At 73.2% G+C, this 13785-nt stretch carries 15 protein-coding genes; 6 read left to right on the forward strand and 9 right to left on the reverse strand.

The genetic code is table 11. The features are described 5' to 3' along the window. Positions 1–74: 74 nt before the first annotated feature. Positions 75–1088 carry a sigma-70 family RNA polymerase sigma factor gene (locus tag JT723_RS04395; RefSeq protein ID WP_307794015.1) on the reverse strand — a complete coding sequence of 338 codons (1014 nt, stop codon included), beginning with the start codon at positions 1086–1088 and terminating at the stop codon, positions 75–77. Positions 1089–1279: 191 nt separating this feature from the next. Here JT723_RS04395 and JT723_RS04400 point away from each other — a divergent pair, with 191 nt between their 5' ends. Continuing rightward, entirely contained in the window at positions 1280–2740 is a 1461-nt protein-coding gene (locus JT723_RS04400; RefSeq protein ID WP_240165042.1) for an MFS transporter, read from the forward strand. Positions 2741–2801: 61 nt separating this feature from the next. Here the strand turns inward: JT723_RS04400 and JT723_RS04405 are convergent, their stop codons facing one another. The 5 genes from JT723_RS04405 to JT723_RS04425 form a co-directional block, all read right to left on the reverse strand. Beyond that, positions 2802–3005 (reverse strand): DUF4177 domain-containing protein, encoded by a 204-nt coding sequence (locus JT723_RS04405; RefSeq protein WP_205043031.1) that lies wholly within the window; start codon positions 3003–3005, stop codon positions 2802–2804. Positions 3006–3089: 84 nt separating this feature from the next. Next, the gene (locus tag JT723_RS04410) at positions 3090–4364 is read right to left on the reverse strand and encodes an MFS transporter (protein ID WP_205043032.1); all 1275 of its coding nucleotides are present in this window, start codon (positions 4362–4364) and stop codon (positions 3090–3092) included. A 164-nt stretch (positions 4365–4528) separates the two neighbouring features. Further along, a complete protein-coding gene (locus JT723_RS04415) occupies positions 4529–5278 on the reverse strand; it encodes a D-Ala-D-Ala carboxypeptidase family metallohydrolase (protein WP_205043033.1) in 750 nt (249 codons plus the stop codon). Between the two features lie 128 nt (positions 5279–5406). Further along, positions 5407–5925, reverse strand: coding sequence for a GNAT family N-acetyltransferase (locus JT723_RS04420; protein WP_205043034.1), 519 nt, complete (start codon positions 5923–5925; stop codon positions 5407–5409). A 68-nt stretch (positions 5926–5993) separates the two neighbouring features. Next, positions 5994–6416 (reverse strand): ATP-binding protein, encoded by a 423-nt coding sequence (locus tag JT723_RS04425; protein ID WP_205043035.1) that lies wholly within the window; start codon positions 6414–6416, stop codon positions 5994–5996. Positions 6417–6539: 123 nt separating this feature from the next. Between JT723_RS04425 and JT723_RS04430 the strand changes: the two genes are divergently transcribed. Both JT723_RS04430 and JT723_RS04435 read left to right on the forward strand, forming a co-directional pair. Continuing rightward, positions 6540–7409: a helix-turn-helix domain-containing protein gene (locus JT723_RS04430; protein ID WP_251513061.1), complete on the forward strand. Its 870-nt coding sequence runs from the start codon at positions 6540–6542 to the stop codon at positions 7407–7409. Further along, positions 7369–7623, forward strand: a complete 255-nt coding sequence (locus tag JT723_RS04435) for a DUF397 domain-containing protein (protein WP_205043036.1) — start codon at positions 7369–7371, stop codon at positions 7621–7623. Before JT723_RS04430 ends, JT723_RS04435 begins: the two co-directional genes overlap by 41 nt. Here the strand turns inward: JT723_RS04435 and JT723_RS04440 are convergent. Genes JT723_RS04440 through JT723_RS04450 form a run of 3 tightly spaced genes read right to left on the reverse strand, consistent with a single transcriptional unit; the run spans position 7547 to position 9483 of the window. Beyond that, on the reverse strand, positions 7547–8302 hold the full coding sequence (locus JT723_RS04440) for a hypothetical protein (protein WP_205043037.1): 756 nt from the start codon (positions 8300–8302) through the stop codon (positions 7547–7549). The genes JT723_RS04435 and JT723_RS04440 overlap by 77 nt on opposite strands. Before the next feature lie 40 nt (positions 8303–8342). Then, entirely contained in the window at positions 8343–8849 is a 507-nt protein-coding gene (locus JT723_RS04445) for a DinB family protein (protein WP_205043038.1), read from the reverse strand. A gap of 16 nt (positions 8850–8865) precedes the next feature. After that, complete coding sequence (locus tag JT723_RS04450) at positions 8866–9483, reverse strand: Uma2 family endonuclease (protein WP_251513063.1); 618 nt, start codon at positions 9481–9483, stop codon at positions 8866–8868. Positions 9484–9666: 183 nt separating this feature from the next. Between JT723_RS04450 and JT723_RS04455 the strand changes: the two genes are divergently transcribed. The 3 genes from JT723_RS04455 (at position 9667) to JT723_RS04465 (ending at position 13774) form a co-directional block, all read left to right on the forward strand. Then, complete coding sequence (locus tag JT723_RS04455) at positions 9667–10932, forward strand: MFS transporter (RefSeq protein ID WP_205043039.1); 1266 nt, start codon at positions 9667–9669, stop codon at positions 10930–10932. Positions 10933–10997: 65 nt separating this feature from the next. Then, on the forward strand, positions 10998–11414 hold the full coding sequence (locus JT723_RS04460; protein ID WP_205043040.1) for a hypothetical protein: 417 nt from the start codon (positions 10998–11000) through the stop codon (positions 11412–11414). After that, entirely contained in the window at positions 11411–13774 is a 2364-nt protein-coding gene (locus tag JT723_RS04465) for a tetratricopeptide repeat protein (RefSeq protein WP_205043041.1), read from the forward strand. Before JT723_RS04460 ends, JT723_RS04465 begins: the two co-directional genes overlap by 4 nt. Positions 13775–13785 lie beyond the last annotated feature (11 nt).

Consider the following 13785-nt stretch of genomic DNA (forward strand, 5'->3'; position numbering starts at 1 on the left):
CAGCGTAACCGCTGCCTGTGACAACGCCGGGTCTGCGGCGTGCGCGGTCAGTGCGGTCAGTGCGGTCAGTGCAGTCAGTGCGGAACGGCGGGCGGCACGGCAGGCGGCACTGCGGGCAGGCCGAACACCGGGAAGAGCGCCGGGTCCTGGAAAGCGGTCACGCGGGAGACCAGCGGTCCCGCGAGCGTGAGGACCTGCACCGAGTGAGGGTGGTGGCGGCCGTCGGGGCCGCGCCGGTAGGTGGCGAGCGCCGGCTGCCCGTTGGCGGACGTGGGGACCAGCCGCAGGTCCGCCGGGTCCGCGGGCGCCCGGGACGCGGCGAAGACGGCGACCGCGGCCCGCCCGGCGAACCACGTCGGGATCGGCGGCATCTCGTAGACCGCGTCCTCGGTGAGCAGCCGGGTCAGCGCGCCGACGTCCGCGTTCTGGAAGGCGGCGGCGTAGCGGTCCAGCAGGGCGCGCATGTCCGGGTCGGTGGGCTCGGCCAGGTCGTCCTCCGCGGGCGCGGCCTGGCGCAGCTGCGTACGCGCCCGCTGCAGCAGGCTGTTGACCGCGGGCAGCGACACCCCGAGCATCTCGGCGGCCTGCGGCCCCGGCCACTCCAGCACGTCCCGCAGGATCAGCGCGGCCCGCTGTCGGGCCGGCAGGTACTGCAGCGCCGCGATCAGCGCGAGCCGCATCCCGGCCCTGGACGCCACGATCGCCCCGGGGTCGGCGGCCTCCCCCGGCGCGTCCGGGAAGGGGTCGAGCCACGGCACCTCGGGCGCCGCCGCGGCCACCGGCGCCTGCGGGTCTTCGACGGGGTCGCCGAGCCCGGCGGGCAGCGGGCGGCGGTCGCGGTTCTCCAGCGCCCGCAGGCAGGCGTTGGTGGCGATGCGGTAGAGCCAGGTGCGCAGCGAGGAGCGGCCCTCGAAGCGGCCGTAGCCGCGCCAGGCGCGCAGCAGCGTCTCCTGCACCAGGTCCTCGGCGTCGTGGACCGAGCCGAGCATCCGGTAGCAGTACGCGTGCAGCTCGCGCCGGTGGGGACCGGTGAGCCGGGCGAACTCCGCCTCTGCGCTCTCCTCGCTCCGCGCGCCGTCCAAGGCCACTCCTCCCTGCCGGGTCCGGGTTCGGGTGCGTGTCCGGGGTGCGGGGCGCAGCTGCGCCCTCGCCGGGTGTAGACCCGCGCGGCACCCCGATCTCATCGGTGGCGGCCCCGCCCGCCGCCGATGAGATCGGCGGGTCGGCCGTATCGGTACCGGGCGACGAGACACACCCGTTCGTACGGAAGGAGAGCGACATGGCCGGTCCCGACCTCACCGCGCGCACCGCGGGCAGCCCCGCGGCGGCGCCCCCGCAGGAGGTGCGGCGGCCGTGGCTGATGCTGTCCGTGCTGCTGCTCGGGCAGTTCATGGGCCTGCTCGACGTCACCATCGTCAATGTGGCGATGCCCACCATCGGCGCCGACCTGCACGCCTCGGGCGCCTCGCTGCAGATGGTCGTCGGCGGCTACACCGTCGCGTACGCGATGCTGCTGATCACCGGCGCCCGGCTCGGCGACCTCTACGGGCGGCGCCGCATGTACCTGCTCGGCGCCTGCGTCTTCACCCTCACCTCGCTGCTGTGCGGGCTCGCCCCGGACACCGGGACCCTGGTCGCCGCGCGGCTCGTGCAGGGCGCGGGGGCGGCCGTGATGGCGCCGCAGATCATCAGCGTGATCCAGATGCGCTTCACCGGCCCCGCCCGCGCCAAGGCGCTGTCCGCCTACGGCGCCGTCCTGTCGGTCGGCGCGGTCGCCGGACTGGTCCTGGGCGGCGTCCTGGTCGACGCGGACCTGCTCGACGCCGCCTGGCGGCCGGTCTTCCTGGTCAACGTGCCGCTCGGCGCCCTGCTCGTGGCGCTGGTCCCCCGCCTGGTCCCCGCCGACGAGCCGCGTGCCAGCCGGCGGCTGGACGTCACGGGGCTGGCTGTCGCGATACCCGCGGTCTTCCTGGTGGTGCTGCCGCTGGTGCTGGGCCACGAGACCGGCTGGCCCGCCTGGACCTACGCCTGCATCGCCGCGGGCCTGGTGCTCGCCGCGGTCTTCTACGCCGTCGAGCGGCGGGCCGCGGCCCGCGGCGGCGATCCGCTGCTGAAGCTCAGCGTGCTGCGCGCCCCCGGGATGGCGGCCGGCATCGGCACCCTGACCTGCATGCAGATCGCCTACGGCGGCTTCCTGTTCACCTTCGCGCTGCACCTGCAGTCGGGCCTGGGCGACAGCGCGCTGCGCGCCGGGCTCGCCTTCGTACCGATGGCGGCGGTCTTCGGCCTGGTCGGCTTCTTCTGGCGCTCGCTGCCGGCCCGCACCCACGCGCTGCTGCCGGCCGCGGGCCTGGTGCTGTGCGCGGCCGGCTACCTCGCCGTGGCCGCGGGCCTGCACGGCGGTACGCAGACCGGCCCGCTGCTGTGGGCGGGCCTGGTCGTGTGCGGGGCGGGCACCGGGCTGTCGCTCAGCCCGCTGCTGGCGCTGGCCCTGGTCGGGGTGCGGCCCGCGGAGGCGCCGGACGCCAGCGGGCTGCTCACGACCACGATGCAGCTGGGCCAGGTCGTCGGCGTGGCCGCCTTCGGCACCGTCTTCCTCTCGCTGGCGCAGTCCCGTCCTTCGGGCCATGCCATCGCCACGACGGCGGAGTGGATGGCGGCGCTGTCGGCGGTCGGCGCCGTCGGCGGCCTGTCGCTGGCCCGGACCGTACGCAAGGTGGCCGCCGCCGCGGGCAGGTGAGCCGCGGGCCGACGGGCCGCGGCCGGACGAGCCGCGGCCGGGCGGTCGGCCCTGGCGGGGATCAGCCCTGGCGGGGGCGCTCGAAGGTGAGGAGGAGGCCCTCGACGGCGCCGGGGCCTATGCGGCCCTTCACGTCGGCGGCGGTGATGGACTTCAGCGCCCAGCCGTCGGCGGCGTGCTTGTTGAGGGTCTTCTCCAGCTTGTCCCCGTCGAGCGCGTCGCCGATCAGGGACTCGCGGAAGGAGACGACCTTGTACTCGTACATGTTCTGGTCCTCGCATCGATCGGTTGCGGTCGGCACAGCCAACCACGAACGGCCGTACGCCGTCAGGCCCCTCCCCTCCCGGGCTCAGGCCGCCCCGGCGGCCGGCAGCGGTCCCGAAAGGCGGCCCAGCGGGATGTCGCGCATCCGCCGCAGCGGCGAGAACAGCAGCCACAGGCCGGCGCAGCAGCCGCCCGCCACCGCGATCCACAGCGTCGCCCGCACCCCGAGCGCGGCGGCGAGCGCCCCGCCGGCCAGGCCGCCCAGCGGAAGAGTGCCCCAGGTGATCCAGCGGGCGGCGGCGCTGACCCGGCCCAGCAGTTCCGGCGGGCAGGTGGCCTGGCGGTAGCTGGTCAGCGAGATGCCGGTCACGGTGGAGGCGAAGGTCCAGGAGATCCAGCCGGCGCCGAAGAGCAGCACCGCCCAGCCGCGCCCGGCCAGCGGGATCAGCAGCCCGGGCAGCGACAGCACCGTCATCGCGACCCAGCTGATCCGGGCCGAGCCCACCCGCCGGGCCAGCGGTGCCGCCGCCACCCCGCCCGCGACCCCGCCGGCCGCGCCCAGCGCCAGCAGCAGCCCGACCAGGCCGGGACGCAGGTCGAGGCTGCGGATCAGGAAGACCGGGCCGAGCGTCTCGACCATGATCACGAAGAAGTTGGCGGTGCCGTTGAACGCGACCGCATTGCGCAGGATCGGGTCGCGCAGCACATGGTTCAGGCCCGCGCCGATCTGCGCCCGCAGCGTGGGCCGTGCCGCGGCCTCGGCCTTTTCCGGCTCCCTGGCGCGTATCGCGGCGAGCGACAGCGCGGACACCGCGAAGGACAGCGCGTCAGCGGTCACCGCCGCCGCGGCGCCCACCAGCGAGACCAGCCCGGCGCCCGCGCCGGGTCCTGCGATCTGGGCGGCGGACTGCGAGGCGGCGAGCTTGCCGTTGCCGTCCATCAGCTGCTCGCGCTCCAGCAGCGCGGGCAGATAGCTCTGGTAGGCGACCGAGAAGAACACCGACAGCACACCGGAGGCGAGCGCGACACCGTAGAGCTGCCCGAGGGTCAGCACCCCGGCCGCGTGCGCGGCGGGCACCGAGCCGACGACGGCCAGCAGCCCCAGGTTGCAGCCGATCATCAGCCGCCGCTTGGCCACCCGGTCCACGACCGCCCCCGCGGGCAGCGCCACCAGCAGGTACGCACTGGTGCCCGCCGCGGACAGCAGCCCCACCTGGAAGGCGCTCGCGTGCAGCACGACGACCGCGACCAGCGGCAGCGCCAGCACGGAAATCTGCGAACCGATCTCGCTGACCGTCTGCCCGCCCCACAGCAGCAGGAAGTCCCGTCGGCGGTGCGGTGGTTGTCTCGTGGTGCCCATCGACCGATGCTCGCACCGCCCCATGCCGGTGTCCACGCCGCCCGCGCGGAACGCAACCGTCCGCCCCCGACGGCACCGCCGCCCTCGCGTTCCTCACGGCGGCGGGGGCGGCGGCGACGGGCCTGGTTGTTGCTGGGCTGAGCCCCGTCGTCTGTGGGCGGGGCTCAGATGGTGCCGTCCTGCCACCACCAGGCGCGGCCGAGGTCCGCGCGGCTGTCCACGTGCTGGTGGTCCTCGGTGTAGGTCTCAAGACCGGAGAAGCCGCAGGTCTCCGCCTTGCGGTAGACCGTCTGGTTGGAGACGCCGGGCACGTCGAGGTCGGCGGCGGTGCCGTACAGGTGCATGCTGTCGCTCGCCCCGCCCACGTCGGCGTTGTGCGCGATGCTGCGGAAGCCGGAGTTGACGGTGATCGGCACATTGCCGAGCTTCTTGCGCAGCGCTTCGAGCTTGTACATCGCCCGGCGGACGTTCTCCTTGGCGGCGGCGGCACTGACCTTGCCGCCGTCGAAGGTGCCGCTCACCCGGTCGGTGAACTCGCTGAAGTCGAAGTGCACGGTCGAACCGTCCGACTGCTGCAGGGCGTTGAGCTGCGCCTGGGTGGCGGGGCCGGCGACGCCGTCGGACGACAGGCCGTACGCCGACTGGAAGAGCCGCACCGCCGCGGCCGTCCCGGGCCCGAAGTCCCCGTCGATCGCCACCCGTACGTGCCCGGCACTGGCCGTCGGCCAGCCCGCGACCCTGATCTGCAACTCGGTGACGTCCGCGCCGGTCATCCCCTGCGACAGGGTGCGCGACCAGGAGTACGCGTACGCGGAGGACGACAGCAGCAGCGGCCCGAGGGCTGCCCCGGCACCGGCGGCCAGGCTGCCGCGCAGCAGAGTGCGGCGGTTGAACGGGGCTGAGAACGAGGTCATCGCTGTCCCTTTCGGTAACCGTACGGGTGCCAGCCGCGGTTGCGGCGGACCCAGGATGGCTGCCGGTACGGGAGGTGCCAAGGGGTGCGGCTGTTGTCCGGGAGGCGGCCTACAGGCCGCCGGTCTGCCTACGGTACGGCCGGTGCGCTCGGCCGTACGGCGAACTCGGCGAGGCTGCGGTGGAAGGTCAGCCCCGGCCGCCCGCCGAACTCGCTTTCCCCGACGACCTCGAACCCCGACCTGGCCAGCACCGCCCGCGACGCCTTGTTGTCCAGCGTCGTGGCCGCCCGCAGGTCGGTGAGCCCGTAGCTGTTGGCGGCGATCCCGCACAGCTCCCGTACGGCCCAGCTCGCCAGCCCGGCCCCCGCGGCCCGCTCGGCGATCCGGTACCCCAGCTCGGCCTCGCCGTCCGCCGCGTCCACGAGGTTCACCCGCCCCAGGATCTCCCCCTTCGGCCCGGCGATCACATGGAAGTAGCAGATCCCCGCATCCTGCTCGGCGAGCAGCGCATGAAGCCGCTCGTCGAAGTGGGCGAAGTAGTCGTCCCCCCGATCCGAGATCGACGCGGCGAAGTAGGCCCGGTTCTCCAGCTCGAAGTCGAGCAGGGCGGGAATGTGACCGGGGCGGAGGAGCTGAATCTCTGGCATGGCCAGGAATATAGAAAAGCGGGTGCGCATCGGGCCAACCCGCTGATGAGAGGCCTCCCGCCGGGCCTTCACAGCGCTTTGAGCCCGAGCGCGAACCAGACAACCTTGCCCACGTGCTGCCGCGGATACGTCCCCCAGTCCGCGGCAAGCGCCGCCACCAGAACCAGCCCCCGCCCTCCTTCCGCCTCCGGCGCCGCGCCCGCCTTCACGACCGGCGGTACGTCGGAGGCGTCCGCGACCTCCACCCGCAGCAGCCGGCCCGGGTCCATCTCCGCACCGACCGCGATCAGCCGCCCCGTCGGACGGCACGCATGCCGCACGGAGTTCGTCACCAGCTCGCTGACCAGCAGTTCCGCCACGTCCCGTACGTCCCCACCCACCCCCCACTCCTCCATCTGCTCCCGCAGCAGCCGCCGCGCCCTGCCCGGGGCCTTCGCGCTCCGGGTGAAGCTCCACCCCGCGCTCACACCCCGGCCGTACAGAGTCTCCATCCGTCCCACACCACTCTCTCGTCACACGACAATTACCGTCCGTCGTACAAGCGTTGCCGTATGCAGTTAGGCTCGGCAATGGAGTGGCACCCAGCTCCCGCACTGTCAGGAAGGCCGCACGCCGTGGTTCAGCCCAAGGAACTCAACCCCTTCGACTCCCCCCAGTCCTTCTACGGCGCAGAATTGCGCCGCTTACGCGAGAAGGCGGGCCTCTCCCAAGAAGCCCTCGGCGAACGCGTCTTTTGCTCCGGCGCGTATGTCGGCCAGATCGAATCCGCCAACCGCCGCCCGCAGCTGGACCTTTCCCAGCGGATGGACTCCGTGCTGAACACGGGCGGCCACCTGGAGCGGCTGTGCCGGATGGTGCTGAAGACGACGAAGCATGCGGAGTATTTCGCGCACGTCGCGGAGTTGATGACGCAGGCGGCTGCGATCTGCGAGTTCGCGGCGCAGATACTGCCCGGCCTGCTGCAGAGCGAGGCGTATGCGCGAGCCCTGATCCGGGCGACCAGCCCGCTGCTGGCCGACAGACAGGTCGAGGAGCGGGTGCACGCCCGTATCGAGCGAGCTGTCCTCTTCGACGACCCAACAACGCCGCAGTATTGGGCCATCCTGCACGAGGCCGCCCTGCGGACGGGCGTCTGCGATCGCGCGGGTATGCGGGAGCAACTGCTGCACATCGCCGAACTCGCCCGCAGTAGGCGGATCATGGTGCAGATCGTCCCGTTCAGTGCGGGAGCCCATCCGCTCGCCGGAAGCGCCCTCACCCTGATGACCTTCGAGGACGCACCACCCGCCGTCTACCTGGAAGGTGCTCACTCAGGTCACTTGCTGGACTCACCAGCAATCGTCAGCGAGTACCAGCGGTCATACGATTGCGCCAGGGCCGTCGCACTGTCACCGGGGGCGTCCCTGACGCTGATGGAGTCGGTGGCAGAGGAGTACGGCAGACATGAGCACAGCGCGGGACCTGGGCACGGCTCAGTGGCGTAAGTCGTCGTACAGCAACGGAGACGGCGGCAACTGCGTAGAGGTCGCGGACGGCATACCCGGCGTGCGCCCCGTCCGCGACTCGAAGGACCCCGAGGGTCCAACCCTCCTCTTCCCCCACCCCGCCTGGTCCGCCTTCATCACCGCCATAAAGTCCGGCGACCTCCCCCTGGCGCCCCTGACCGCCCCAGCCGGGGGTCAGCTCGCCCGACGGTGATTAACGACATCCTGGCGGCACATCGTCCGGACGAGGGCTTCGCCCGCGATGTATACGCGACCCGCGAACTGCTCACGGATGGGCCAAGTGCGTCATGGCCCGACGCCTGATCCTCGACACGGGAATCTTCGTCGCTAGATGTGGCGGTCGAGTACCTATGCCGCGAACTGTAGCGGGGGCGGGACGCGAGGTACTTGCGGCGGGCCTCGATCGTCCGGGTCAGGTCGGTGAGCGGGGTGAAGGCCAGGTCGCCGGTGGGGCCGCGGCCGGAGGCCAGGAGGTGGTGGGAGCCGAGGTCGACGCGCAGCGCCCAGGCGCCGGCGGGGTGCCGTTGGAGCGCCCCGGGGTGCGGGGTGCCGTCGATGTCGACCGTGACGTCTTCGAGGGGTACGGCGGCGAGTTCGGCCGGGATGTCGTCGACGGTGTTCTGGTCGAGCAGGTCCCGCCAGGTCGTCACCCTGACGTGTGGCTGCCCGGTGTCCCACGGGCCGTACGCGAGGGTCAGCGACTGCAGCGAGCCGTCGACGGTGTGGCTCTCGGCCAGCGTGCACGGCTCGAACCACGCCGTCCGCAGCCGGTAGACGGGTTCCGGGCTGTCCCGGAAGGACCTGGCGAGCGTCTCGTACGTCGCGTCCCGTAAGGCGGCGCGCACCTGGTCGTTGGCATCGCGGCGATCCATGCCACCAGGTTGCCACGCGGCGCGCACCGGCAGAAGTACGTCACTCCCCGACCGTGCCGTCGATGGCCTCGCGGAGGAGGTCGGCGTGGCCGTTGTGGCGACCGTATTCGAGGATGACGTGGAGCATCACCGTGCGCAGGGAGAGGTCTTCCGGGCCGCGGGAGTTGTGGACGACCGCGTCCAGGGTGGGGGCTGCGGCCTCGATGCGGCGGGCGTGGGCGATCTCGGACTGCCAGGCCGTGAAGGCCTCCTCGCGGGTCGCGGTGGCGGCGTCGTAGGCGACCTGGAAGTCCAGGGAGTCGGACCAGACCAGGGGGATGTCCTCGGCGGCGACGACCCGGCGGAACCAGGCGCGTTCGACCTCGGCCATGTGCCGTACGAGGCCGAGCAGGCTCAGCGTCGAGGGCGGCATCGACTGCCGCCGCAACTCCTCGTCGGTGAGCCCGTCGCATTTGAGGGCGAGCGTCGCCCGGTGGTGGTCGAGGAAGCCGCGCAGCGTCTCGCGCTCACCGGCGACGTTGGGAGGCCAGGGCCGTTCCGTGGTCACCGGGCCATTGTCCCGCTCAGGCGCCCTCGCCCTGCACCCAGGTCAGCAACTGCTCGGTGTCCAGGTCGATGGAGACGGGCTCGGGGAGGCTGACGGTCTTCCCGAAGGGCACGATGACCCGCTTCTGGTAGACACCGCCGTCCGGCTCGCTGTGGACGGTGACCTCACGGGTGTCGCGGTCGATGAGCAGGTACACGGGAATCGCCGACTCGGCATATGCGCGAGGCTTTTCGATACGGTCGCGCTGCGTGGTGTCACGGTCGAACGACGTGACCTCCACCGTCATGAGCACACCGTCCGGTTCGGCCCACTCGCCGCGGGACGTTTCGACGAGGTGGTTGACCGGGGCGAGGACGCCGTCCGGGATCGCGCGGCCGTTGAGGTAGGTCTCGATCTTGAGGCCCTGCCCGACGCTCAGCTCCCATTCCGGCCGCTGCTGGATGCACTGCCGCACCAGCCACATCGTCATCGCCGTGTGAATCACATCTGGCACGGCTTTGGCCCCCAGCTTTCCGCCTATGAGCTCAAGCCGGAGCCCCTCGGTCTCTCGTGCCGCGAGGGAGGCCAGGTGCTCGAAAGCCTCGGGCTCCAGCGCCTGGTTACGCGCCTGCGGCCGGTCGTCCACAGCGGTCACCCCGTACCTCCCTGTGTCCGGGTATTCACGCTCGGTTCATCACTCTATCGGATCAACGAACCGTCCGTGACCGGATGATCACACTCGACGCCTCGATGCGCTTCCGCGCCCAGGAATCGAGCGTAGCCGTCGGCAAGTCGGTCCGCCGGGTCCGCGTGGCCCGAGCCGCCTAGACTCGGGCGGATGTGGTGGCGGGGGAAGAGGGAAAAGCTCGGGCGGGACTTCGGGCTGGTGTGGGGCGGGCAGCTGGTCGACCAGTTCGGGTCGCAGGTGAGCCGGCTGGCGCTGCCGCTCGTGGCGATCGTGACCCTGCACGCCTCGGACTTCGAGGTGGCCGCGCTCGGCGCGGCGGGGGCGCTGCCCGTGCTGCTGGTGTCGCTGCCCGCCGGGGCCGTCGTGGACCGGGTGCGGCGGCGGCCGGTGATGATCTGGTGCGCGGCGGGGTGCGCGCTCGCGATGGGGTCGGTGCCGCTCGCGAACGCCCTGTGGCACCTGACGCTCGCGCAGCTCTACGCCGTCGCCCTCGTCGTCGGCTCGCTGACGGTGGTCTTCGACGCCGCCGCCGGGTCGCTGCCGCTGCTGCTGGTGGGGCGGGAGCGGCTGGTGGAGGCGACCGGGCGGATGAACACCGGGCGCGGGCTCGCCGAGATGGCGGGCCCGAGCGCGGGCGGCTTCCTGGTCGGGGCGCTGGGCGCGGCCCGCGCGGTGAGCGTCGACGCGGCCTCGTACGTCCTGAGCGCGGGCATGCTCGCGCTGATGCGCTTCCGTGAGCCGGCCCCGAAGCCGCGGGCGGCGGGCACGCGGCTGCGGCACGAGATACGCGAGGGCCTGCGCCTGGTGCTGCGGCACCCGCTGCTGCGGGTCATGGTGCTGGCCGACGCGGTGACGACCTTCCTGCTGGCCGGGGTCAGCGCCTTCTGGCTGCTGTACGTGATCAGGGAGCTGCACTGGAGCGTGCGCGCGGCGGGCCTGGTGTACGGGCTGAGCCTGATCGGCGGCGTCCTGGGCGGCATGGCGGCCCGCCGGGTCGTCGAACGGGTGGGGATGAGCCGGACGATGGTGCTGGGCACCCTGCTGTCGGCGCCGCTGGAGACGGTGACGCCACTGGTGGGCCGCGGCCCGGCGGGGCAGTGGACGGTGGCGCTGGCCTTCACCGCGCTGACCGCGACGGGCATGGTCGCGGTGACGGCGACGGGGTCGGTACGCCAGCTGGTCTGCCCGCCGGACATGCTCGGCCGGATGACGGCGACCACCCGCTTCCTGGCGCAGGGCCTGCGCTTCCTCGGCCCGCTGGCGGCGGGCGCCCTGGCCACCTGGGCGGGGCTGCGCCCGGCGCTGCTGGTCCTGGCCGGGGCGACGCTGCTGCCCGGGCTGATCCTGCTGGCCTCGCCGATACGTTCGATGCGCGAGGTCCCGGTGCACGAGGCGTACGCGGCCGGCCCCGCGTAAAGCGTGTCCCGCGGGTGGGTCGTCCCTACGATGGGGGGACGGATCGTTCGCGCCGGAGGGGGACCATGCCCGAGGTCGAGGTGTTGGTGGGACAGGTGGTGCCCGCGATCAGTGCGGCCGTCGGGGCGTACGGGGTCGGGGTGCTCAGCCGGGTGCAGGACGCGGCGGCGCAGGGCACGGTCGGGCTGGGGCGGCGGCTGCTGGCGCGGCTGCTGGGTGTGGCGGCGGAACCCGGGCGGTTGGAGGGCGCCGTCGAGGACCTCGCGGCGGCCGAGGAGGACGACCCGGACGCGGTGGCCGCACTGCGGTTGCAGGTCCGGCGGATCCTGCTGGAGCACCCGGAGCTGGCGGCCGAGCTGGCCGGGATGTTCCCCGCGGGGCCGCAGGCGCATGCGACCGGCACCCGGTCGGTGGCCGTCGCGGGCGACAACACGGGGCCGATCACGACGGGCGACAACTCCCCGGTGAGGGACGGCGGTTGAGCACCGAACCGCAGGCAGGCGGCCCCCCGGGCGCGGGCGCGCAGCCCGAAGCCGCACACACCGCACCCCCGGGCGCCCGGCCCGGAGCCGTTCTCCCCCAACCCCCCGGCGGCGAGCGCTCCGTCACCGTCGGCGCCGCCAACCACGCCCCGGTCACCACCGGCGACCACTCCCCGATCACCGCCGTGACGGTCGGCTCCCTCCCCCCGGTCGCGGACGTCCCGCCCGCCGCAGGCCCCGTCGGCCTCGACGCGCAGGCCCGCCAGTTCGTGGGCCGCACACGGGAGTTGGCCGTGCTGGAGCAGGCCCTGTCCGGCGGCAGGGGAGCCGTGGTCCAGGCCGTGCACGGCCTGGGCGGCATCGGCAAGAGCGCTCTGGCGGCGCAGTACGTGGCCCTGCACGCCCGGGAGTTCACCCAGGTCGTGTGGCTCACCGCGGAGGACGGCGCCGGCGTCGAGGCGGGCCTGCGCCGGCTGGCGATCGCGCTGGAACCGCAGCTCGACCGCTTCCTGTCCTCCGAGGCGCTGGCGGAACGCGCGGTCGCCTGGCTGGCCGCGCACGACGGCTGGCTGCTGGTCCTGGACAACGTCACCGCGATGCGCGACATCAGCGCCCTGCTGGAGCGGCTGGGCGGGGGCGGCGGACGCTTCCTGGCCACGAGCCGCCGCGCGGTCGGCTGGCAGCGGATCGGCGCGACGCCCGTACGCCTGGACGTCCTCGCGCCGGACGAGGCGCTGGCCCTGCTGGGCAGGACCGTCGGGGCGGCGGCGCAAACCCTCGACGGGGGCGACGAGTTGTGCGCGCAGCTCGGCCACCTCCCGCTGGCCATCGTGCAGGCCGGCGGCTACATCGCGCAGAACGGCCTGACGGCACGGGCGTATCTGGCCCTGCTGGCCGAGCAGTCGGCGCACCTTTACGCGACCGGCGACGAGGACACCGACCCCGGCCGCACCATCGCCAGGACCTGGCGGCTGATCCTGGACCGGCTGGCCGCCGACGACCCGCTGCCGGGGCGGATCCTGCGGGTCCTGGCCTGGTTCGCCCCGGACGGCATCCCGGCCGGCCTGCTGAACGGCCTGGCCCCGCAGCCGGGCCTGGGCGAGGCGCTGGGGAAGCTGGCCGCGTACAACATGCTCACCCGCGGCGGCGACCCGGAAGAACCGCTGCTCGCCGTCCACCGCCTGGTCCAGGCGGTCTCCCGCACCTCTGACCCGGCGGACCCGCACCGCACACCGGAGCTGGTCGACGAGGCCCGCGCCAGGGCGACCAGGCTGCTGATCGACGCCGCCCCCCGGCAGCCGGGCAGCCCGGCGACCTGGCCGGTGTGGCGCCGCCTGCTCCCGCACGTCCTCGCACTCGCCGACCACACCTCCCCGGAGACCGACACCCTCACGACCTGCCGGCTGCTGGGCCTCACCGGTGAATTCCTGCAGGACCAGGGGGACTTGCCGCGCGCGATCGACCAGCTGAGCCGCACCTACGACAGCGACCGGCGCCTGCAGGGCGCCGACAGCCCCAGCACGATGATCTCGCTGAACAACCTCGCGCTCGCCCACGAAGGCGCGGGCCATCTCCAGCGGGCGATCGAGCTGCACGAGCGGAACCTCGCCGACCGGCTGCGCATCCTCGGCCCCGACCACCCCAACACCCTGACCAGCCGCAACAATCTCGGCTACACCTACCGGGAGGCCGGGGACCTGGACCGGGCGCTCCCGCTGCTTGAGCAGAACCTCGAAGACCGGCTGCGCATCCTCGGCCCCGACCACGCCAACACCCTGGTCTCCCGCAACAACCTCGCCCTCGCCTACCGTTCTGCGGGCGACCTCGACCGCTCCATCGCACTGCACGAGCACAACCTGGCCGAGCGCGTACGCGTCCTCGGCCCCGACCACCCCAACACCCTGGGCTCGCGCACCAACCTCGCCGACGCGTACCACGCGAAGCGGGACCTCGACCGGGCGATCCCGCAGCACGAGCAGCTGGTCGCCGACTCCGAACGCGTCCTCGGCCCGGACCACCCCACCACCCTGATCGCCCGCAACAACCTCGCCACCGCCTACCGTTCTGCGGGGCAGGTGGACCGGGCACTGGCCATGCACGAGCAGATCCTCGCGGCCCGGCTGCGCATCCTCGGCCCCGACCACCCCAACACCCTGAATTCGCGCAACAACCTCGCCAGCACCGTCAGGGCGACCGGGGACGTCGCACGGGCCGCCGCGCTGTTCGAACCCCTGCTCGCCGACGTGGAGCGAGCCCTCGGCGCGGACCACCCGCAGACCCGCACGGTCCGCGACAACCTCGACAGCGCCCGCCGGCGCCTCGCCGACCTCGCGCGACGGGCGCAGGACCCGCCCGCCTGACCCCCTGTGAC

The sequence above is a fragment of the Actinacidiphila bryophytorum genome (genome assembly GCF_016916835.1).
GTDB classification, from domain to species: Bacteria; Actinomycetota; Actinomycetes; order Streptomycetales; family Streptomycetaceae; genus Actinacidiphila; species Actinacidiphila bryophytorum.

Excerpts from the sequence above, each read along its gene's own strand:
- JT723_RS04425 (WP_205043035.1), bottom strand. The coding sequence starts at position 6,416 with ATGGAGACTCTGTACGGCCGGGGTGTGAGCGCGGGGTGGAGCTTCACC.
- JT723_RS04405 (WP_205043031.1), bottom strand. The coding sequence starts at position 3,005 with ATGTACGAGTACAAGGTCGTCTCCTTCCGCGAGTCCCTGATCGGCGAC.
- JT723_RS04455 (WP_205043039.1), top strand. The coding sequence starts at position 9,667 with ATGTGGTGGCGGGGGAAGAGGGAAAAGCTCGGGCGGGACTTCGGGCTG.
- JT723_RS04415 (WP_205043033.1), bottom strand. The coding sequence starts at position 5,278 with ATGACCTCGTTCTCAGCCCCGTTCAACCGCCGCACTCTGCTGCGCGGC.
- JT723_RS04400 (WP_240165042.1), top strand. The coding sequence starts at position 1,280 with ATGGCCGGTCCCGACCTCACCGCGCGCACCGCGGGCAGCCCCGCGGCG.
- JT723_RS04410 (WP_205043032.1), bottom strand. The coding sequence starts at position 4,364 with ATGGGCACCACGAGACAACCACCGCACCGCCGACGGGACTTCCTGCTG.
- JT723_RS04420 (WP_205043034.1), bottom strand. The coding sequence starts at position 5,925 with ATGCCAGAGATTCAGCTCCTCCGCCCCGGTCACATTCCCGCCCTGCTC.
- JT723_RS04435 (WP_205043036.1), top strand. The coding sequence starts at position 7,369 with ATGAGCACAGCGCGGGACCTGGGCACGGCTCAGTGGCGTAAGTCGTCG.
- JT723_RS04460 (WP_205043040.1), top strand. The coding sequence starts at position 10,998 with ATGCCCGAGGTCGAGGTGTTGGTGGGACAGGTGGTGCCCGCGATCAGT.
- JT723_RS04440 (WP_205043037.1), bottom strand. The coding sequence starts at position 8,302 with ATGGATCGCCGCGATGCCAACGACCAGGTGCGCGCCGCCTTACGGGAC.